Here is a 19,853-nt window from a genome sequence, read left to right on the forward strand (position 1 = left end):
CGCATGTGATTCCTCCTAGAATGAGAAATCTTGACTTAAAATATAAGAGTTTAAGTCCATCTCACCAGAATTAAGCATGCATCGAACATGCGAGTTAATTACAGCCGCTATCGGATCAATTCTTTCTGTTGTTTTCGACTTGTCCAACATGATATTTTCGTTAGCATCCTGTTTTGTTATAGCATTACTAGTTGCCCAGTTCAGTACAGGGTTGTTGTTATGGATGACCTTCTTTTGATACACTTGTTCACGAAAATCCTTTGTAGGGCCTGATAAAGTTGCCATACCTTGGCGTATCTCTATCATGGTATACCCTTCTGCCTCCATGTCTTGCATAAATTGCGTTGCGTTCCATGGATCAGCACATATTTCTTTAATCTTAAATTTATGATCTTTTTCCATATTTCTAATATGTGTTTTAATATATTCGTAATCAACTACTGCACCAGGTGTTGTTGTGATCCATTTTTGTTGTACCCACAGATCATAAGGGACTTTATCCGTTTTTCTCTTTTCAGCTAACGTATCTTCTGGCATAAAGCTATGACTAATTACGATATACTTATCGTCCTTTTTAAACTCAAATGAAATACTTGTTAAGTCAATTTTTGCTGATAAATCAACACCTACTGTGCATTCCAACCCTTTTAATTCGGATAATTCCACCGTTTCCTTGCAATCCTTCCATTTTTGCATATCCATGTAGCCGTTTTCTTTCATATCCACCCATCTATTCATGTTTTTTGTGAGATAATTACGCATTTTCTCAGGTACATCAAGGGCTGATTGAAGCTCTCCCTTTAAGAAAGTACGTCCTTCTTCATAACTACATAGGATTGGATTTGCTTTCTCCCATACTTCTGGATTCGTAATCTCATCATCTTTATCTAATTCATTAACCATGACAAAATATTCTTCGTTTTCAATATCAATATTAGGGTCCAAAATCTTAGAAACATATTGATACTCCACACGATAGCAAGGATGACTCAAATTAAAACCAGCTGTCGTTATAATCATCATAAGTGGATTTGGACGAGCACCCGAACCTGACACCAGAACATCATAAATTTCAGAAGTAGGATGTGCATGATATTCATCAATAATTCCACACTGAACATTCAGCCCATCACCAGATTTCCCAGCATCTTTTGATAGAGCTGAAATAAAAGAATCGGTTTTAAGGTGTTCAATTTTCCCATACGCAATATTAAACTTCCCTTTTAAATCTTCACACCCATTCATTTGTGCTTTGATTTCATTCCAAACAATTTTACTTTGTTCCGTTTTCGTAGCACCAATGTAGACTTCTGACATATTTTCGCCAAATGCCATTGCTTCATAAGAACCTACACACGCTAAAGATTGAGACTTTGCGTTTTTACGTCCAACTTGCCAATACGCCTTTTTAAATCGCCTTAATCCTGTATTACGATGAACCCATCCGTAAATATTGCTAAATACGAAAATTTGTATGGAATGTGGTTCAATTCTCTGACCTGCTAATTTTCCTTTTGTATGTTTAAAAAGAGACATCCACTTTAAGAAACGAAGTGCTTTTTCTTCCTTAAAAACATATGGAAAATCTTCAGAACCTTCACGTTCAATATCTTTTAAAAATCGTTTACAAGCTTGTTTATGCTTCTGACAAGCCACAACTTCACCATTTAATACATCATCACAGTAGTCCAACATCCATTGTCTGATCATGTTATACGTCAAACTCCTTCTCTACATTTGTTTTCGGACCTTGTTTACTATTTGGAATGACAATTTTCGCTCTTGCACTTGGTGTAAGACCAAACTCAACAGCCAAAGCCTTCATTTGTTCATGCAACTGCTTCTTCTTTGTAAGTAGTGGATGTGGAACTTTATTGGTTTCAGCTGCCTTATTGGTATATTCAACAAGAAGTCCTTCTTCTCGGATAATTTTGGTGCATTCAACATAGTCAGAATAAGCATCACAATACGTTGCTAATGCATTCACATCTATGTTTGTGATAACGTCTAGCTCCAGTAATTCACCAGCAATTCTCCTAAACTCTTTCTTTGCAACTGAATCTAACCACGTTGGTGGCTTTACCTTGTCTTTTTTTGCTTGTAACTGTTTTTCAGCTTTTAATCGTTGTTCAATTTCATCTTTTGTCAATCGATTTGTATTACCTTCTAATAAATGCAAATGAATCGGCTTCGCTTTCCTTCCTATGCGAACCACCTCCCTCAGCTGAACCCCCTTTTATGGAATAAAACGAACTTTTCACACGGAAAGCTAGGCGGCGGTCTACGGAGAGCCGTCCTTTGTTTTTTCAGGGTGGGGGCTGTTTATGAATTTTTTCTTTCAAATTATTTTCGGTATTTCTTCTCATCTTCTTTTGTTTTCTTGTTATGGCAAGCGTGACAAAGTGTTTGTAAATTAGCTGGATCTAACCGCCTTAGCCAATCCACAAGCAACGGAATGATATGATCGACTACATCACCTATCTTAATAATGCCATTCATTCTACATTGAACACATAAGCCATGATCTCTACGATAAACAAACTCACGCATAACTCTCCATGGTTTGGAGTTATAGAATGAACGTGAGCTTTTGTTTCGAAAATGTTTGTCGTAATATCTTACAGTTTCTTTTTCCTTTTCAATATGTTTAGCACAATACTTATCCCGTGTTAGTTCATTGCACCCTAAAGACTTACACGGCTTGAATGGTTTACTTGGCACCTTCCATCCTCTTCCTCAACCGTTTCATTTCATCTTCAATAGCCAGATTCTTTTTATTAATCCGGACGTGACACTTTGCAATGTCCGCTTGGTGCTTACGAACCTTATCGTTTACATATGCAGCTACATGTTCCTTGTCACAATGAGGACATGTGAAGTAACACTTCTCAATATGATTAGGAAGCTGTGCTACTTGTGGTTGCATATCGTAATCTTTATTGCAGCTAGAACAGTAGACCTGCATCTATCCTCACTCCTTTAGAAAGAATATTCCAATTATATATTTACCAAATAAATACAAGTTGTTATAATAAAGTTAACATTGCCATCAGGAAAAGTGATTCGCACCCCAAAGCGAGTTACTTTTCCTTTTTTTATGGCTATTTTTCTAAGAATTCATCTACCGCTTTACCAAGCAAACTGATCATTGCTTCTCTCTTTTGCTTTGGTGTTGTATTATCTTGCATTTCATTAAAGATAGGAAGTACACTTTCTAATTTCTGTTTATCGATACGTTCGTTCACAAGCTCTTGTCCTAGCATAGAAATGAATGTACCAATTGCAACCGCTTGTTCTTGTTTAGTTAGTTTCATTTATTTCACTCCCTTGATATCAGTTGCCGTCATTTTAAAACCATCCATTGTGTGTCCAGCTATAGTTTCAAGAATTAGTTTTCCATCTAATGAAATACCAACTTTAGAATCCATCCTAACCAATTCACTATAATTAATCTTTTGAATTAATTCAGGCTTTTTTACATTAGTAATCGCTTCAGCTATTTTCTTTCCGTTTATAAGAACAGGAACTTCTATTTCAATTGAATTGTTCTTATTAGTAAACCTCCCCATAACCTTATCCAACTTCTCAAATGTTTCTACACATTCATTGATTGCAGCAGTTAATTCTTTAATATTTTCGTTTGCTTCTTTTGTATCAACTTCTACCTTCACTGATAGTGCACTCATTTGTTCACTCATCTTTCATCCCTCCAAAATAAAAAGCACCCGAATGGATGCTTTTTTTAAAATTATTAATTTGTATTTTAATTCCGGTACGTGAAGTTTCATCCTTCTTCCAGTCACTTAATGATGATCTACTGATATGCATTAACAATATTAAGTAACTGGAAGAAGAGCAAAAGCTCTCCCTAATAACGGTATCATTCAATCATTACCATCTGCTGGTTTCGGATTTTATGTGCTATCATTATGAAACCGTTTAGACAACATATAGATTATAAAGGAATCTTAATGAGTTGTGTTTTCCGCCACTTCCCACAATACAAATATATCACGTTGATTCCAAAACGACCGGCACATTTTCTGCCAAAAAGCGGTCACGACTCTGCCACTAATATTAAATTCCACATGAATACTGCAGGTAAGTTATAATGAAGGACTTTACTATAATCCAATGCTTCTTATGCTATATCAGCCTGTACAACTTACGTTTAATGTTAATAAGATATACAGAAAGTATTTTTAATAGGAGATGATTTTATGTCCAGTTATAAATCAAAATGTCATGTTAGAAAGAATACGATTACTACAGGACCTTTTCTAGTTCCATTAAATGCTGCGGTTGGACAACCAAATAATAGGCTTGTAATTATCCTTAAGAATCCAACAAGACAATCGCTAGAAGCTGATGTGGTAATCGAGTATTGTCCTCCTGTACAAATCTCGGTTGATGGTACACCACTTCCCTTTATAATTACTGAGAATGAAAGACCTTTTCTGGAAGGGCTTGGTCTAACAATTATCCCTCCAATGAGTTGTACTCGATTAGAGTTTGATATTAGTTCTTTTGTAAACGGAATTCTTCATGTTAAATCCACAGGAGATTATTTAGTAGGAGAACGTCCATTACGTGGAAAACTTGAAATTGAAGTTGTTGGTGGATCTGGCCTTTCTAACCCTACAAATCCTGGTCTTTCCGTTGCAGATCCCTCTATGGTATTCCATTTTGCTGATTTCATAGTTTAATAATAGGAATAACTTAATCTATGAGTAATTAGTTATACTATTTAAGGCACAAGTACAATCCTCTACTAAATTTCATATCAATTAAAATTTCTCACATCATTTTTCTAAGTAATGTTGGGATATCGTCATAAGAATATAATTTGCTTGATAAACCTAAATTCTCCTAACGATGTCCCAATTATTAATTAACCTTATACATTTTGCTCAACTGACTTACCCATATCTTATATTGTGTGTAACTGAACTCTTCGTTGAATCCCTTGATATCATTGATTTCATTTCACTTTCTCTTTTGAGTTACACAGTGCGAAAATTATGAGTAACCGTATAGAGATACCACTAACATTTTGAAAAACAAGCTAAGACAAAAATAAAATAAACTGCCCATGTGGACAGCTTATTTACATAATTATCGTTATCAGTAATCAATACTGCATAGAATTTTTGTTATGGAGAGATTTTATTACTTGGAGATAAGCTAATATATGTTCACCTGTGTTTTTAAGAAATAGCCTATTCTTGGTCCATTGGAGAAGTAATATTATCTTTATATGTGTCAATATAAATGTTTCCATTTGCTGCAAGTACAGCATACGTAACATCTTTGTAGCTAAGGTTACGTTTTTTTAGCTCACATTGTAATTCTAACTCCGGGTGATTGTTTTGCCTTAGGTTTTCTGTCATAATTTCTCCATCCATAATTAGCTCGATGGGAAGTTTACACTCTTTTTTTGTTGGTATATTTAAATCTTGTTTTGTAACAGTACGATATTCAGGTTTTTTCAAAACAGATATTTTACCATTTGTTTCAACTACGACATAAAGAACTTCTTCAATATTAAAAATACCATTCTCTCTTAATTGTTGGTTTAAATAATCTAGAGAATAGCGCATTTTCCGCATATTATTTTCTAAAATTTTTCCGTTTTCCATAATGACTGTTGGATTTCCAGCAAATACCTTTCTGCCTATCCGACTTTTCATGGATATATAGCTAACCATTAAAATGACAAATACTAAAATAAGAAAAGCTATAACTGCATGATGAGTTTTTACATTTAAATTAAATGCTAAATTTGCAATAATACTTCCGATAGAGATAGCACCAATAAAATCAAAGGTATTCATTTCAGCGATAATCTGCTTTCCTAATATTTTAGCTCCGATAAATAAAATCGAGAAAGATAACAGTGTTCTCAAAATAATCTCTATATGTTCAGACATAAGTAGCTCCTCCTCTTAAGATTGCGTGTTCGTATTATAACGATTTACATAAGGATAGTATGTATCTTTGTAAAAGAATTTATTATGTTCAATGACATTAAATAGTTCTTGTAGATGAATTAATCTCGGTTCTGTTGTCAAGTTTCTCAAGAACTAAAAAGAGACATGAATGTAAGAGGAAATATAATGATAGAGTTACTTAAATTACTTATATAAAAGCTAATGGACGAGTATTAATACTTATATAGTAACTTTTATCTGATAAGAAAGGGGTATAAGATTTATGAACAACCTTAATTTTCTTTGTGAACAATTTGCTAAAATTCTTAATGGAAAAAGCAACATAAATCAAGGTGTTTGTTCTGTCTCCTTGCGTCGTAATATTAAAGTGCTGGTTCAAGGACGACCAAGCACCTCAGTGATACCGGTTGGGATATCTTTTGAATCGCTAGATCAAAATGGTAATGCGTTGAACCTTGGAGAAATCGCTATTTTACAAGAAGAAATTCCTTTATTTATGCAATCAATTGTTCAACAAGGGATTATTGTTAGCGCCTTACATAATCATTGGTTATATATGAAACCATTGATTATGTATATTCATATCCAATCTATTGAACCACCATTGAGTTTTGCAAAAAAATTGGCAAATTCCTTTTTGGTTTTAAGTAGTTATCCAATTACTGATAACGGGAGCTAATGTTAAGTAGATCCTATTTATTGATTTTCTATATCGAGAATCATGAGAATAAAAAAAGCCCTCCAGTTAAGCAATCTGGAAAGCATTTTTATAAATTTCTAGATACATTGAATTGCGACTTATTGTATTTTTTGCTTAGCGTGAGGGGGTCCGAAATGCTGGAGGTAGCCCCTCACCACATAGTTATCAAGTTAAAATTTTTTAGTAACCCAAAAACGAATTTTTGTGCTAGCTTGTAACAAAATAGCTTATTTTTTGGTTTTGGGGTAATCCTGAATTCTTAAGTTGATAGGAATGTGGCGATCCCCCTAGATTTAAAAAGAAATAAGCAGTGATTAGATTTTAAACTTAGTCATTGCTTTATCCATTGCATCTTGGTTTACACCTATATAACGTAACGTGACCTTCTCTGACGAGTGATTGAATATCTCCATAAGTAATGCTATGTTTTTCGTTTGCATGTACATGTGATACCCGTACGTTTTTCTTAACGTATGTGTGCCTATTTCATCTAATCCAAACTCTGCTGCAGCTCCACTTAATATCTTATATGCCATACTACGACCAATCGGACGATTCCTACCTTGTCTACTTTGTAATAAGTACTCATTATCTTCTCTTTTTTCGACAAAGCATTTAAGCTCTCTTTTCAATGCTGCAGTAATTTGTATTCGTTTCTGTTTCCCTGTTTTCTTTTCTCGCATAGATATATGACTGCCTTTAACATCTCCTACCTTCAGTTTCAAAATATCCGAGATTCTCAGGCCTGTATTGATTCCCATAATGAAGAGAATGTAATTACGTAAACTCTTTTCCTTAAAATATTCTTTTAACTGCTGTATTTGCTCTGGATCACGTATCGGCTGAACAAAATTCATTATTCATTACCTCCAGTTTCATAAACTTCTAATCTAAGAGCAAAAGCAAGTTTATAAAACACCCTAGCCTTAACACGTCGATAAGTACGCTCACTCATGCCGATTTCGTTATATACCACATAATCACATACATCTTCATCTTCTAAATAACGCTTAATGATGATGTTTCTTTGATCCTTTCCTGCACTTCCATTACCCAAACGAATAAGAAACTGATCAATACGAAATGACGTTTGCTTCACCCACTCTTCTCGCTTACTTTGCTGTATATTAGCCATCGCTACATTTTCTAATGGCTTTCCTACATCATTTGTAGGTCCGTGATATCTAATTTCATAAGAAGGAGTGACTTTCATTTCTTCACGCATCATTCCAAACTGTCTATATAAACGTACGCTTTCAAGAACACCTTCTAATTTTTTCTGCGTTGCTACTCTATCGATTTTTGGCAAGAAAGATAATTGTTTAGTCATGTAAGACCACTCCTTTTTATTTTTAGATTAATTTTGTCTTAATGCTCCACGTCTACGTTCATAACGAGGTCCATGAATACCCATTAAACCTTCAATCTCACGAGTGTTTAACTTCTCTTTCCGTTTTTTCTTACTTTTCTTTTTTGCTTTATTCGATTGCTTTTTCCACTCGCGTAATTGGTCCTTAAGTGCTTTCATAATTCCCCATCTCCCTTTTCAAAATAAAAAGGACACCTATTCCTAAAACAGCTTTCATTGCTGCTTTAATGAATTGGTGTCCTCTAGTTTTCTAGCCGGACTATATTCTGTTTGTTTTACTTTAAAAGGATTATTTTATTAAGAATTGATGATTTCTTGAATTCTATTAAGCTTGTCTAAATTGTTATCGTTTGGCATATCCAATTTGACCACATTATCACTTAATGCATCAGCTAATTCATGAGCACTATTCATATCATGTGTATGAAATCTAAGTTCTTTACCATTAGAAAGTTCCATAAAAACTCCTTGCGATGAGTTAGTTCCAAATGTCCCAATCCGAACTCTGCACCAAAAGCATTTATCTTTATCTATATGGCATGTACATGCACTACTCATTTCCCTCTACCCCCTGAATAAAATTCAATATTCCGTCCATACTATAAATGCACTTGAGTTCTGAACTTCCTTCTTAACGTTTTTCTGGAGAGCAGTTAGCTTTTGCTAGCTGCTCTTTTTTCCGTACAGGTACCCATTTACTCTAAAATGAATAAACTATCTTGAACCTTATTTTTCAGTCATTTACTGGTTCATGACTTACAAACATAACCCCAATACATGGAATGTTTTTTAAGCGAGCACTCTGGAACAAGTGCTCGTTTTACTTTGGCATTTTTCTACAAAATGAAATTTTTATTCAAAAGCCCCCTAATTATCTCTTCCTAATAACACGAAACGCACCCTAGAAACCCTAATAATTGTATATACAAATGATAAAAATTGTACTTATATGCTAATATATAAGCCGTTTCTTTTTGAAAAGTAAACCATAAAATATAATACAGGACCAAGCTTTCTAAAAGTTTGTTCGAGTTAATTTTAGAAAGGAGCGAATTTCAATGGCTATCGTTAAACCTTTTGTGGCAGGTAGAAAATTCACCGGCTTAGCAAGCTCCGGGACAGGTACTGGTGCTACATTTGCAATTGCTGCAACAGCTTTTACAAATGATATAGGGACCAATACAGCATTTCCAGCTTCATATTCTTACTACAACCTCTATATTAATGGCGTTCTCCAAACAGCTGATACCTCAACTATTACTGTTGGCCCTTCTTCTATTACCATTCCTGGTGGAGATGTACTTGATGGAGCAACTCCAATTATCGTAGAATTTATTGTAACTTAGTTATATTTTTATCAAATAAGTTTTTTGTCAATTTTTTCACAATTTATATCTATCAGCATATACTAGTATAGAATGATAGGTATTTATACTCACTCTTGGAAAGGGCACTTATTTATAGTGCTCTTTTCACTTTTAATTTTTAGTATCAAATAGCGTTTTTATTAAAAGTTCTTTGTAATTCAATAATTTAAAATGAGTGTATTTAAATTCTCTTTTCCGTTAAAATAAAAAAGATTAAAATAAACGTTTTAGAAGGGATTATTAATGACACGAATTATACTTTTTGATGGGTACTGCAACTTATGTAATCAAAGTGTTCAGTTTATTATTAAAAGAGATCCTAAAGAATATTTTAAATTTGCATCACGCCAAAGTAGTATAGGCATTCAGTTATTAAATCAATACAACATTAGCGAAACAATAGATAGTGTGATATTAATTGATAATAATAGGGCTTATACAGGATCCGATGCCATACTGAATATTTGTAAATACTTAAAAGGAAGTGGTAAATTATTATTTATCCTTTTAATAATTCCAAAACCTATTCGAAACTTTTATTACAAAAAAGTTGCAGAAAATAGATACAAATGGTTTGGCAAACAAAACCAATGTCTTATTCCTACTCCAGATATCAAGAAAAGATTTTTAAGGTAGTTGAAAATATAAACATTTTCAAAAGTCTCTCAATGAGAGGTTTTTTTCATTCAACAAAATAACGATTTTATTAATATCGTTATTTCTTAATTTTAAGATTTGTGTTAAAATAACATCATATCATTCTTTTTACTTTCACTTTAAAGATGATACTTCAATCTTGGCCCTAGTCCTCTAGGGCCTTTTTTATTTCAAATAAAGATTTTATTTAATCTCGCACCTAAATCAAAAACATACATAGAATATTATGGGTATTCTTTTTCAACATTAGTTTTAGTCAGAGCGCTTTTCTCTCAAGGCGCTCTTGATTATTTAATGACAGGCTCCATAATTCCATGTAAGGCATACAATATTAAAACTTTACTCGTGAAAATCTGATTACGATTTTTTAGATTTTCTATATCTCATAAACCATTCACCTACCTTACTAAGGGTGCATATAAAAATGCACTCTTTTTATTTGTTGTTAAATAAGGATCTTGTTTAAAATTCATTAACATTATTGGTTCCTTTGCATACAGTATTATCACAAGCAATTCAATAAGTGCTCCGGTCCAGTTACCTTGAATTTCTTGCAGACCTTGTGTGAAGAATCCGTTTATAACAAACGGGTTCTTTTATTTATTGATTATAAAATAACATTTTTATTAAAAACTTTTAACATTTAAACTGGACAAGCATATAATATTGTATGAAGAGGACCCACCCATAAATATCAATTTTTCTTGTCTAAGAGCATCGCTAAATGCGTGCTCTTAAGTTTGTTATTATGAAAAACATTTATATAAAAGTTTTCACCTTTTGATAAGACAAGCATATAGTATCGATATGGAATCGTTTCACTTATAGGAATCTCCTTACAAAGAGCACTATGAAAAAGTGCTCTCTTTTCACACTTCATAAGAAAATACATATATTAATATGGGCTGCACATGTATTCAGCTTACAAATTAGACTCTGTAAGCTGTCACCTTTTAAAGGAGCACATTTAAATATGTGCTCTATTTATTCAATGTTATTTTCACGATTATACAAAATAAAGCATAAGGTGTATGGTAATTCACTACTCATAAAGCCTATCATTCTAAGAGCCTACTCTTTTGTAAGCTCTTTTTTGTTTTCAATTAACGCTTTTATAAAGTAATTGATAGCCCTACAAAGCCTTTTATCATATATATAGAATTTTCTCCATACCGTATACAAAGATGAGATTTCTAGAATATGATGGGAGGTAACATATGACGAACTCAAATATTTACGACTTCATTATGAAATACGCACGAGGACCTCATTTTCATCAAGATTTCCCCATAATATTATTTTGGAGTCAAAAAAGTGGATGTACATCACTTGCTCATTGGTTTTTTTATCAAATTAACTTGTTTAAGGAAGCCATTAAATATAACCCATTCATCCATAATTATGAGTTCGACATTTACAAAAATTCAGTATACTACTTTACTGGGCTTGCTCATGCACTATACACAAATGAAAAACCCACATATAAACTTGTTAGAAATCCCTATAAAAGAGCAGTAAGTTCATTTCTCTCACTAATCCCTCCACCAAATATTGAGCATCCCGAATGGCAGCCAATTAGACAGTTTTTATATCATGATAAAAACTGTAATAAAAAAATCTCCTTTAAACTTTTTTTATATTACTTAAAAGCACATATGAAAAATTTAGATGATGTGAACCCCCACTATGTGCAACAATATATCCAAGATGAAGAAAAGTTTGTAACAAACTATATTCACCTTGAAAATTTCTCTTCTGAAATTTCAAATTTAGAGAATATATATGGCTTAAAGAAGTCCCCTTTAGATATATTAACTAGGTCATGGCATCATCAAAGTGAGATCACCATTTTTAAAGGTAACTATGCAGATGCTGATATTACCGACCCTATATTCCCACGACTCCCAACATATGAAAGTTTTTATGACTCCGAAACTATTCAATTAGTTGAAGATATTTTCAAAAAGGATTTCACTGTATACAAATACTCCCTAACTCCCCTCTAAAATATAGGCATTTTTTTAATTGTAGGTTCATAATTATTACAGAGAAACTTAAGCCACCTACTTAAGTTTCCTCATAATTCTCCTGCGAATTGAAGTTGGGCACTATTCTAATAGTGCTCTTTTTCTACAAAATTCAAATTTGGTCTTACTTTACATCTACACGTGTTTGACTTGCTTCTCGATTAAAACCATCAGGATATCTTTTAGTTAATTTTGCAATATTCATTTCACCAATATCTTGTAACGTATATCCCAGTTCGTGCGCCATAATTGATAAGTAATACAGAATATCTCCAAGCTCTAAGGCTAATTTATAAGTGTTTCCATCCTCTTCTCCTGGACAATGCGATGTTTGGAAACCATGTCCATGATAAATTGCTTTTTTTACAATATCGGCAACTTCACCAGCTTCGCCTGTAAGTCCTAAAGCTGCATTTGAAACTCGTCCTCCAAAATCAGTTTTGTTATTCCAAGTTCGTAAAGTTGCTTCCTGATAATCATTTAATTCATTAATCGATAAGATACTTGCAATCTGTAAAACTGTATCTTCATTTATAATTTGTTCCTCATTTTTTGCTTCACTCATTAATTTAGTTGCTTCTAATACACCATTTTCCATAATGTTCATTTTGATTTCCCCTTCCTATTTAGCAAATCCCTAATCCTATTGGACGATTTTCAATTAAATACTTATCAGCTTGATCTATTACAAGAAGTGCAACTTCCGCTTGGTGTCTCCTTAACGCTTTTGCCATCTTCGGTAAGCTCATACCTTGATTCCACATTTCACGAAAACGTACTACATCTCTTTCATCCCAAATAAAGTTAGCTTCTTCTAAAGCGATGTATATTTTTAAACGTGATTCCTTCATCACTTCATGATTTCTTGCTACACTCATAAATGAACCTACTTCCTAAAAATGATTATTTTATCTTTTCAGTAAACTTAGTATCCACACGATCAACCTTACCGTTTATCCAAACCGCCACTTGCTCACCGAATCCACTCATTGGCGGATTTACTGCTGTTACATTTCCGTCCTTCACTATTAAAAGTTTGTTGCTGCTAACATCAATTTCTATTTTTTTCATATGTCCCTCTCCTTTTTACTACCGCATGTACTCGACAACATCAGGTTTAAAACCACTTCCTAAATAAACCCGTACCGGAATTATTTCTTTTTTATCCCTTGCTGCCTTACACAATTCTTCAGCTGTATCCCAATTGAAAAACTTATCTACAGCTCTTTGAAATCTCCATATTCCCATTACATACTGTTCAAAAATATCATAGCGATCATCTTGTTTAGTTGTGCGTGGTAATTCATCCGTACACTTTGCATTCGTTGGAACTTGGACGCGTACGTCAGCGTATTTAGTGCGTCCAGTTCCTCTCTTCACATTTGCCTTCATTACATCGAACTCACAAATTGTTGGCTCTACATCGAAAATGTTTAGTTGCTTAGGCATGTACCATATCACTCTTCTGAATAAGATCCAGTAATTCAATTGCCCCTTCCTTGCTTAAAAACATTTGGCCACCTAGCAACTCTATGTTGGTTTCAGAAACTTCACCCGTTACAAAGCATGAATTTTCATATTTTCTTAGAACAATATTTTCACCCTCAACATAAAAATCTAGTGCCATACCTTCGACAATCCCTAAAGTTCTGCGTAACTCTACTGGAATTACTACAAGACCTAGCCCGTCCACTTTTCTTGCAAAACCTGTATTTTTCATAGCTTTCTCCCCCTTGTTAACTAACTTTTTGTTGTTTATTACGTTGTAACTCTTGTTTCATTGACTCAAATTTTATTAACCACGCTTGCCAACGCTTATCATTTTCTTCTTGCTGTTGCTTTGCTACTTCACAATTACAACCGTTCGTTTCAATTACACCCAGATAAGTTTCTTTACGAATAATTCCTGTGTCATGACATAATACACACATGTTTATTCCTCCTTTTTGAAATTACGCAAACTGTAATTTTCACCTTGCATTTTCAAAACTTGTGTATCTTCCATAATCCGACTAAACTCACGCTCTCCGTACATTCCAGCTAACTCCATAACTCCAAAGTTTGTTGTAAATAAGTTCGTTCTACCTAGCCTGCGCTCGAGAATGTCCTTTGTTTTCGTTTTCTTCCAAGTAACTCCCTCAGCATCTTTTTCTGTGAACTCGGCTCCAAAATCATCTAATACAAGTACATCCACATTTGCTAGGATAGACATTAGCTTGTCCTCTGTTAATTCGCTATTTTTATTCCAAGTAGATGTAATCTTTGTAAAGAGTGCGTTCATTTCTATAAACATTGCGCTGTAGCCTTTTCTCATAATTTCTTTTGTAGCTGCTACGCATAAATGACTCTTTCCAACTCTATAATCACCCGTAATTACTATGCTTTCTGAATTGTTAGGATCAAAATTTCTAGCAAAATTCATCATTACTTCTTTAGCATTTGCTAATTCCATTGATGGTGGTTCATAGTTATCGAATGTCGCTTTTTTTAACTTAGGATTAATAAGACTGTTATCTGAAAACGAATCGTATAAATGAATAATTTCGTTTTTCTTCTTAATAGCAAGGGTTTCTTTTGCAAGTTGCTGGTCCTCTTGTTCTACTGATATACATTGCGGGCAAAACTCTCGATTTGTTTTTGTATCTATAAGTAAGCGTTTATTACAAACGTCTTTTATTTTGTCTTTTCCGACTAAGAAAACATTTGTACATCTATTAGGAGACAACACATAACTTTGATTAAATTTACTCAAAATCGTATTTTTCGATGAAGCTACTGTTTTTCCTAACGCTTGCATTGTTTTTCTCTCCTTTTTTACCTTTGTTTTTAAACTCTATTTCTGCTGCATTCACATCCGCTAAAGTTCGAATGTTTTTATTAACCCACTGTTTTAAAATGCCCTCAGCATAATTCCATTTCTTCTGCTGTTTCAAAGCACGTTCCATAGCTGCTTGTACAAGTTCTTCGCTTGTATCGTTTACCCATTGCGAAATACTTTCGGCGATGAATGTATTTAAAATACCGAAATTATTTTCGTAGAAAGAGAAGATGCTACTACTACTTTGTATATTAATATTTTGTTTATTAGTACTTAGTTCTTTAGTACTTAGTAGTGTTGGATTTTCCACAAATGGAACTTCCACTTGTGGTTTTTCCATTTGTGGATTCTCCACTTGTGGAACTTCATAAATAATCGTCTCCCAGTTAGTTATCTTTCCCTTTTCGTTTTTTACAGGAAACCTTCTAACGTAACCGTATTTTTTCAGTTCTTTCATTCCCACCCTTAAACTATCAATTCCATCTTTTGCATGAGTAGATATTTCCTCCATGTAAAACACCCAATCATCTGGTAACGATAAAATGTAAGCCAATATCCCTTTTGCTTTCCAACTTAAACGTTCATCTCGAAGACCTGTGTTATTAATGGTTGTGTAATTTTTACTTTTATTTACTCGAAATGTTGCCACCTGTTTACCTCCTCGTACAAACTGCAACATATGCTTGACCACTTTTGATGATTCCTTGAATTTCATAATGCGAATAACCATTTTTGAAATACTGCTCAACTATTTGCTTCAACTCATCTTTTCTTTTTGCTAAGCCCAAAAATTCATTAGGTAATAGCACCTGATATTCAATTAAATTCATGTACTATTTCCCTACTTTCCATGGTATACTTATAGAAATTTGTTTTTTCTAACGGACCCACCGCCATGGGTCTTTTTATTTTGTTCTACATTACTCCAAGCCCATTTTCTTATTGGCTCATAAGTAACATAAAGTAGCCATAAACCACCTGTGATTGACAATCCAAATATAGCTAATGATATTGTATCTTCCACTAGTCCGCCTCCTTTTGTGTTTCAAGCCAAGCTTCTAAATCCTTTTGCAAGAAAAGAAGTTTACGCCCTTCTCTTATTACTGGAAACCTAGGGTGATTTGCTAATTCGTACATTCTACAAACAGCAATGTTGAGGTAAGCTGCCGCTTCTTTTACTCGCATAACCTTATTTGGTTGTGATTGTAGTTGTAAATCAGCTATTGCTGATCTAATTTCCTCTCTTACAACTTCACGGATAGATTCTTTAATAAATTGATCTAATCCCATTTTTTTCGCTCCTTTATATCTGTAATTTACTTATGGAATTTTGATTAAAGGTAAAAATATTTTATGAAGTATAACATTAAGTTTGCTTCAAGCAAACATTTAGGTAAAAAAATAAGTCGTCTTATACTGACTCCTTTAAAATTTCCTCTGTTGTCACATTTAAAAATTTTGCTAACTTAACCAATTTAGTTATACTTGGCTGTCTGTTACCTAATTCTAAATTACAGTAGATCGATTTGTTTCGATAACCTATCTTTTCAGCAACATAACTTTGACTATATCCAAGATTCGTCCTTAAGATTTTAACTTTTTCTGTATCAAGTACCATCATTTTATCACCTTCATCTTGTTTGTTAATTTGAGTATATACTAATAGTTTGCTTCAAGCAACCCTTTTTATTCAAAAAATTTTAGTTGTCTTGTAGCAAACCTTTTTGATACATTCTATATAGGGAATTCATTGACTATAATCAATGAATTTTAAGGGGAGGATTTACTAATGAGTAAAAATATAATTGGTGTTAGAATTAAAGAAATACGGGTAGAACTTCTTAAAATGAGTCAACTTGAATTCGCAGAAGCTATAAATGCTAAAAAAACCATGATTTCTTTATACGAAAATGGCCATAGAAACCCATCTAGAGAGACCGTTGAAAAAATATCTCGTTTATCTGGAGTGTCAGCAGACTATATCATGGGACTCTCTGAATATAAAAGTTTAAATTCAGCAGAGTCAAAATCATTAAAAGATGATCTCAAAGAAATTATGTTTCAAATTAATGACCTCGATCCAAAAAAGCGTGAAGAGATAATTAATTTAATCAAAAAAGAGTTATAACGAAAAAGCGATAACTAGCTTAATTGCTAACCATCGCTTTTTTTATTTTATTCAGCTTTTCAATAGCTTCCTTATCACCTTTATATATTTTTTCTAATAATACTTTCATTTTATTTTCAACTACATCCCTATCTGATTTTTCTTTTATTAAATTCCCCATATAACCCATCCTCCATCACCCTTAATTATTCAAAAATCCCAAAATGAAGAAAATGAATAACCCCTTAAACGTACGAAATGCCATCACATCCTTAGATGCAATGGCATTTTAAATCATTTATTATCCTAAAGTTCCCGGATCCATTTTCATTATTTGTATTTCTTTTACTTTTTCAGCGGCTTTATTATCATTAGTTGATACCAAACCAACAGATAACAACGATAACGTAAGTGTACATGTAATAACTAAACTAGCTACTATTTTTTTCATTCTCATTGTCCCTCACTTTAAGATATCAAAGATTTTTATGTAGAATAAATTGCCGTCTTTTAAGAATCGATGATATGCTTTCCTACGCAGTTTCTCATCATTTGTTGCTATCGATAAATAAAAGTCTTGAATCGCGGTTCGATTATCAATCTGATTTAATATTGCAGAAGCTTCACTTTTCTTATTTTGACGTATATACTTTAACGCCCTTTCAGCATCATGATGTATATACCCAGATTTTACATGAATATTATGAATAATACAACAAAAAGAGAGGGTATTTTCCACTAACTTTCTTTTAAGTAATGATTTGTTATTTCTTATTTTCTTCAACTCTACAAGTGAAAGCTCAAAATAATAAAATGCTTTATCTGGATTACAGAAAATATAACTTTCCGCGACTATACTTAATGCCGTAGCTTTTAATAAACCCGGAGCACTTGCTTCTTCTAGTACTTTTTGCAATAAATCTCTAGCCATTTTCACCTCATCTTGCATTAAATATGCATATGAGCATATTATGTTTAACTCCACCTCATTTAAAGTTTTTTCTAAACCTTTTGGCATATGATTTATTTTTTCTTGTATCATCCTTTGTAGCACTGTTAAAACATTGTATGCCCCTAAATCAAAATAACCATAGATACTCAAAGTGTTCACAAGTATATTTACTCCTGGTTTATTTAAATTGACCTTTGTACGTAACACTTCTATTTCTTTAAGGAATTCCCCTGATCTTAATGAACGAGTTTGTCTATCTAAACAAACACGAAAAATCTCTCTATAATTATTTGTTACTGATTGTTTATACTCTTTTCCAACAAGATCACTAAGTAGGTCCGAATAACCTGCTAAATATAAATAATACATAGCAAGTCGTATATCCGATTCTTTATTGGTACCATTCAAAAACTCCTGAACTACTTCCATTTTCTTTTCTTCAGAATCAAATCCATCCAAAATTTTCATTAGTTTTGTAAAAGTCATAGGTACTTTCCCATTCAATGTTTTCCATAAATTCGACTGCGATAAATTTGTTATTTTTGACAATTTCGCCGAATTCATATCATCACTTGAAACAATACCTCCAAGACCTATCACCTTATTCATATTGAAGCCTCCTTGAACGCGAGACACCCTCCCGAATTTTTTCAATAGAAAAACTGTACCATAGAGGATTTTATTTGAAATATCATGTTATACTTGGGCTGACTCATGGCAATAGTTTCCCCTATCCAAATTAGGGAACAGCATAAGAGTGGCTGCACACTACTTTTGCTGCGCTATGGGTCCTTTTTGTTCCTTTAAATTATATTATTAAGAATATTCTATCACAAATAACCCAAACATCTATTCTCTTATATTCTGAAAATACTTGAGAAAGTTAAAAATACTAATATAAGTCTAGTTTTTTGACAGTTAAAAATATGAAATATTGCATTTGATAATCGGTTTATATGTAACTATAGTGATAGCAAAAGTTCGATTATTCTTTTAGAGATGTAAAGTTAATAAATACCTATTGAGATTTTATATTAAAATTACTATCCTGAACCAAAATAGTACAAGTTTAACTATTTCCAATTATGTAGTCATTTAGTTTTAACTGTATATCCCATAATTTAAGAATAAGAAAAGCCACTCATCTAGGTGGCTTTTCTTATTCTTAATAGACATAATTAATCTAAATCCATCATTTTCTTTAGGCTATTTTTAAAATAAACATAATTATGATTTTCTACTAAATGGCCTTTTACTCCAATCTGCAGGTAAATTATTTAACAAGAAAAGTGTATTTGGAACTGGTGATGGAAACCTCGCAGCTTGAAAATTTGTAAGAAGCGGAGATGCAATAACGCCATCTATGGTACTACCAGCTTGAACTTGCACCATATCCCCTGCATTCAATTGTACTATGGTAGAAACTGTTACCGCATTTAAAAGTCCAGTATTCCCCCCAAAAAAGCTATCATCTCCTGCTATTAAAGCACTGTTAACTGTTATAAATACTTCCGTCACATAATTTAGAGTATCATCAGTAGGACTAAAAATTATAGTAGTAATAATTAAATATACTCCATCTTGTTGCGGTATAAATGTTGATACACCATCATATTCACCATTTAAATCGAATTGTGTAGTTTCAAATGTTACTATAGACAGTGTATTAGCAGTAACGGACTGATCAGTAGATTTGAAAGCTCTGAATGCAGATTCAAATCCCGTTGGACCTGTTGGGCCTGTTATTCCGGTTACCCCCGTTGGACCTGTCGGGCCTGTTATTCCGGTTACCCCCGTTGGACCTGTCGGGCCTGTTATTCCGGTTACCCCCGTTGGACCTGTCGGGCCTGTTATTCCAGTTGCTCCCGTTGGACCTGTCGGGCCTGTTATTCCAGTTGCTCCCGT

The 19,853-nt window shown here is 33.3% G+C and carries 31 protein-coding genes and 2 pseudogenes; 6 read left to right on the forward strand and 27 right to left on the reverse strand.

What is annotated here, in order from left to right:
• Positions 1–15: 15 nt before the first annotated feature.
• The 6 genes and pseudogenes from GBN78_RS18555 to GBN78_RS31195 all read right to left on the reverse strand — a co-directional run.
• Complete coding sequence (locus tag GBN78_RS18555; protein ID WP_098330779.1) at positions 16–1,710, reverse strand: terminase large subunit; 1,695 nt, start codon at positions 1,708–1,710, stop codon at positions 16–18.
• A gap of 1 nt (position 1,711) precedes the next feature.
• Complete coding sequence (locus tag GBN78_RS18560; RefSeq protein WP_000251640.1) at positions 1,712–2,215, reverse strand: phage terminase small subunit P27 family; 504 nt, start codon at positions 2,213–2,215, stop codon at positions 1,712–1,714.
• 128 nt (positions 2,216–2,343) lie between these two features.
• Entirely contained in the window at positions 2,344–2,721 is a 378-nt protein-coding gene (locus GBN78_RS18565; protein ID WP_048567682.1) for an HNH endonuclease, read from the reverse strand.
• Positions 2,711–2,965 (reverse strand): hypothetical protein, encoded by a 255-nt coding sequence (locus tag GBN78_RS18570; RefSeq protein WP_098283064.1) that lies wholly within the window; start codon positions 2,963–2,965, stop codon positions 2,711–2,713. Before GBN78_RS18570 ends, GBN78_RS18565 begins: the two co-directional genes overlap by 11 nt.
• A gap of 136 nt (positions 2,966–3,101) precedes the next feature.
• Positions 3,102–3,314, reverse strand: a complete 213-nt coding sequence (locus GBN78_RS18575) for a hypothetical protein (protein ID WP_098283065.1) — start codon at positions 3,312–3,314, stop codon at positions 3,102–3,104.
• 150 nt (positions 3,315–3,464) lie between these two features.
• Positions 3,465–3,698: pseudogene (locus GBN78_RS31195) on the reverse strand (hypothetical protein); the annotation flags it as partial.
• A 522-nt stretch (positions 3,699–4,220) separates the two neighbouring features.
• Here GBN78_RS31195 and GBN78_RS18590 point away from each other — a divergent pair.
• Positions 4,221–4,706: a hypothetical protein gene (locus GBN78_RS18590; protein WP_000100518.1), complete on the forward strand. Its 486-nt coding sequence runs from the start codon at positions 4,221–4,223 to the stop codon at positions 4,704–4,706.
• A gap of 513 nt (positions 4,707–5,219) precedes the next feature.
• Here the strand turns inward: GBN78_RS18590 and GBN78_RS18595 are convergent.
• Positions 5,220–5,930 (reverse strand): DUF421 domain-containing protein, encoded by a 711-nt coding sequence (locus GBN78_RS18595; RefSeq protein ID WP_050822733.1) that lies wholly within the window; start codon positions 5,928–5,930, stop codon positions 5,220–5,222.
• 283 nt (positions 5,931–6,213) lie between these two features.
• Here GBN78_RS18595 and GBN78_RS18600 point away from each other — a divergent pair, with 283 nt between their 5' ends.
• Positions 6,214–6,630 (forward strand): DUF1259 domain-containing protein, encoded by a 417-nt coding sequence (locus GBN78_RS18600; protein ID WP_001061495.1) that lies wholly within the window; start codon positions 6,214–6,216, stop codon positions 6,628–6,630.
• Between the two features lie 335 nt (positions 6,631–6,965).
• Here the strand turns inward: GBN78_RS18600 and GBN78_RS18605 are convergent, their stop codons facing one another.
• The 4 genes from GBN78_RS18605 to GBN78_RS18615 all read right to left on the reverse strand — a co-directional run bounded on the left by GBN78_RS18605 (position 6,966) and on the right by GBN78_RS18615 (position 8,578).
• The gene (locus GBN78_RS18605; protein WP_001012157.1) at positions 6,966–7,508 is read right to left on the reverse strand and encodes a site-specific integrase; all 543 of its coding nucleotides are present in this window, start codon (positions 7,506–7,508) and stop codon (positions 6,966–6,968) included.
• Positions 7,508–7,981, reverse strand: coding sequence for an ArpU family phage packaging/lysis transcriptional regulator (locus tag GBN78_RS18610; protein WP_152127600.1), 474 nt, complete (start codon positions 7,979–7,981; stop codon positions 7,508–7,510). Before GBN78_RS18610 ends, GBN78_RS18605 begins: the two co-directional genes overlap by 1 nt.
• A 27-nt stretch (positions 7,982–8,008) precedes the next feature.
• Complete coding sequence (locus GBN78_RS30270; RefSeq protein WP_193224744.1) at positions 8,009–8,179, reverse strand: hypothetical protein; 171 nt, start codon at positions 8,177–8,179, stop codon at positions 8,009–8,011.
• 138 nt (positions 8,180–8,317) lie between these two features.
• Complete coding sequence (locus tag GBN78_RS18615) at positions 8,318–8,578, reverse strand: hypothetical protein (protein WP_179877398.1); 261 nt, start codon at positions 8,576–8,578, stop codon at positions 8,318–8,320.
• Between the two features lie 500 nt (positions 8,579–9,078).
• Between GBN78_RS18615 and GBN78_RS18620 the strand changes: the two genes are divergently transcribed.
• The 3 genes from GBN78_RS18620 to GBN78_RS18630 all read left to right on the forward strand — a co-directional run bounded on the left by GBN78_RS18620 (position 9,079) and on the right by GBN78_RS18630 (position 12,050).
• Positions 9,079–9,366, forward strand: a complete 288-nt coding sequence (locus GBN78_RS18620; protein WP_044585247.1) for a DUF4183 domain-containing protein — start codon at positions 9,079–9,081, stop codon at positions 9,364–9,366.
• 264 nt (positions 9,367–9,630) lie between these two features.
• A complete protein-coding gene (locus tag GBN78_RS18625) occupies positions 9,631–10,023 on the forward strand; it encodes a thiol-disulfide oxidoreductase DCC family protein (protein WP_152127601.1) in 393 nt (130 codons plus the stop codon).
• Between the two features lie 1,238 nt (positions 10,024–11,261).
• Positions 11,262–12,050: a sulfotransferase family 2 domain-containing protein gene (locus tag GBN78_RS18630; protein WP_152127602.1), complete on the forward strand. Its 789-nt coding sequence runs from the start codon at positions 11,262–11,264 to the stop codon at positions 12,048–12,050.
• Between the two features lie 145 nt (positions 12,051–12,195).
• On the opposite strand, the gene GBN78_RS18635 is transcribed toward GBN78_RS18630, so the two are convergent.
• The 12 genes from GBN78_RS18635 to GBN78_RS18680 all read right to left on the reverse strand — a co-directional run bounded on the left by GBN78_RS18635 (position 12,196) and on the right by GBN78_RS18680 (position 16,507).
• The gene (locus GBN78_RS18635) at positions 12,196–12,678 is read right to left on the reverse strand and encodes a nucleoside triphosphate pyrophosphohydrolase family protein (protein ID WP_152127603.1); all 483 of its coding nucleotides are present in this window, start codon (positions 12,676–12,678) and stop codon (positions 12,196–12,198) included.
• 19 nt (positions 12,679–12,697) lie between these two features.
• Complete coding sequence (locus GBN78_RS18640; RefSeq protein ID WP_152127604.1) at positions 12,698–12,949, reverse strand: helix-turn-helix domain containing protein; 252 nt, start codon at positions 12,947–12,949, stop codon at positions 12,698–12,700.
• Positions 12,950–12,974: 25 nt separating this feature from the next.
• Positions 12,975–13,142 (reverse strand): DUF3954 domain-containing protein, encoded by a 168-nt coding sequence (locus GBN78_RS18645; RefSeq protein ID WP_000717825.1) that lies wholly within the window; start codon positions 13,140–13,142, stop codon positions 12,975–12,977.
• A gap of 18 nt (positions 13,143–13,160) precedes the next feature.
• Positions 13,161–13,520, reverse strand: coding sequence for a cell division protein SepF (locus GBN78_RS18650; protein WP_152127605.1), 360 nt, complete (start codon positions 13,518–13,520; stop codon positions 13,161–13,163).
• A complete protein-coding gene (locus GBN78_RS18655) occupies positions 13,513–13,791 on the reverse strand; it encodes an AbrB/MazE/SpoVT family DNA-binding domain-containing protein (protein WP_152127606.1) in 279 nt (92 codons plus the stop codon). The genes GBN78_RS18650 and GBN78_RS18655 overlap by 8 nt, the downstream gene beginning before the upstream one ends.
• Before the next feature lie 16 nt (positions 13,792–13,807).
• Complete coding sequence (locus GBN78_RS18660) at positions 13,808–14,002, reverse strand: hypothetical protein (RefSeq protein ID WP_048567695.1); 195 nt, start codon at positions 14,000–14,002, stop codon at positions 13,808–13,810.
• A 2-nt stretch (positions 14,003–14,004) separates the two neighbouring features.
• On the reverse strand, positions 14,005–14,868 hold the full coding sequence (locus GBN78_RS18665) for an ATP-binding protein (RefSeq protein ID WP_152127607.1): 864 nt from the start codon (positions 14,866–14,868) through the stop codon (positions 14,005–14,007).
• Positions 14,816–15,538, reverse strand: coding sequence for a DnaD domain protein (locus GBN78_RS18670; protein ID WP_152127608.1), 723 nt, complete (start codon positions 15,536–15,538; stop codon positions 14,816–14,818). Before GBN78_RS18670 ends, GBN78_RS18665 begins: the two co-directional genes overlap by 53 nt.
• Positions 15,539–15,542: 4 nt before the next feature.
• Entirely contained in the window at positions 15,543–15,719 is a 177-nt protein-coding gene (locus GBN78_RS30275) for a hypothetical protein (RefSeq protein ID WP_193224745.1), read from the reverse strand.
• 29 nt (positions 15,720–15,748) lie between these two features.
• Entirely contained in the window at positions 15,749–15,913 is a 165-nt protein-coding gene (locus tag GBN78_RS30280) for a hypothetical protein (protein ID WP_193224746.1), read from the reverse strand.
• On the reverse strand, positions 15,913–16,179 hold the full coding sequence (locus GBN78_RS18675) for a helix-turn-helix domain-containing protein (protein ID WP_000522017.1): 267 nt from the start codon (positions 16,177–16,179) through the stop codon (positions 15,913–15,915). The genes GBN78_RS30280 and GBN78_RS18675 overlap by 1 nt, the downstream gene beginning before the upstream one ends.
• 121 nt (positions 16,180–16,300) lie before the next feature.
• On the reverse strand, positions 16,301–16,507 hold the full coding sequence (locus GBN78_RS18680; RefSeq protein ID WP_000242167.1) for a helix-turn-helix domain-containing protein: 207 nt from the start codon (positions 16,505–16,507) through the stop codon (positions 16,301–16,303).
• Positions 16,508–16,678: 171 nt separating this feature from the next.
• Here GBN78_RS18680 and GBN78_RS18685 point away from each other — a divergent pair, with 171 nt between their 5' ends.
• On the forward strand, positions 16,679–17,017 hold the full coding sequence (locus GBN78_RS18685; RefSeq protein ID WP_152127609.1) for a helix-turn-helix domain-containing protein: 339 nt from the start codon (positions 16,679–16,681) through the stop codon (positions 17,015–17,017).
• Positions 17,018–17,036: 19 nt separating this feature from the next.
• Here GBN78_RS18685 and GBN78_RS30285 read toward each other — a convergent pair whose 3' ends face one another.
• The 4 genes and pseudogenes from GBN78_RS30285 to GBN78_RS30650 form a co-directional block, all read right to left on the reverse strand.
• Positions 17,037–17,177: a hypothetical protein gene (locus GBN78_RS30285; RefSeq protein ID WP_193224749.1), complete on the reverse strand. Its 141-nt coding sequence runs from the start codon at positions 17,175–17,177 to the stop codon at positions 17,037–17,039.
• Positions 17,178–17,297: 120 nt separating this feature from the next.
• Complete coding sequence (locus GBN78_RS30290; RefSeq protein WP_193224747.1) at positions 17,298–17,447, reverse strand: hypothetical protein; 150 nt, start codon at positions 17,445–17,447, stop codon at positions 17,298–17,300.
• 12 nt (positions 17,448–17,459) lie between these two features.
• On the reverse strand, positions 17,460–18,557 hold the full coding sequence (locus GBN78_RS18690; protein WP_152127610.1) for an AimR family lysis-lysogeny pheromone receptor: 1,098 nt from the start codon (positions 18,555–18,557) through the stop codon (positions 17,460–17,462).
• Between the two features lie 618 nt (positions 18,558–19,175).
• Positions 19,176–19,853: pseudogene (locus GBN78_RS30650) on the reverse strand (hypothetical protein); the annotation flags it as partial.

Source organism: Bacillus sp. B2-WWTP-C-10-Post-4 (assembly GCF_009183805.1).
In the GTDB taxonomy this organism is placed as follows: Bacteria; Bacillota; Bacilli; order Bacillales; family Bacillaceae_G; genus Bacillus_A; species Bacillus_A cereus.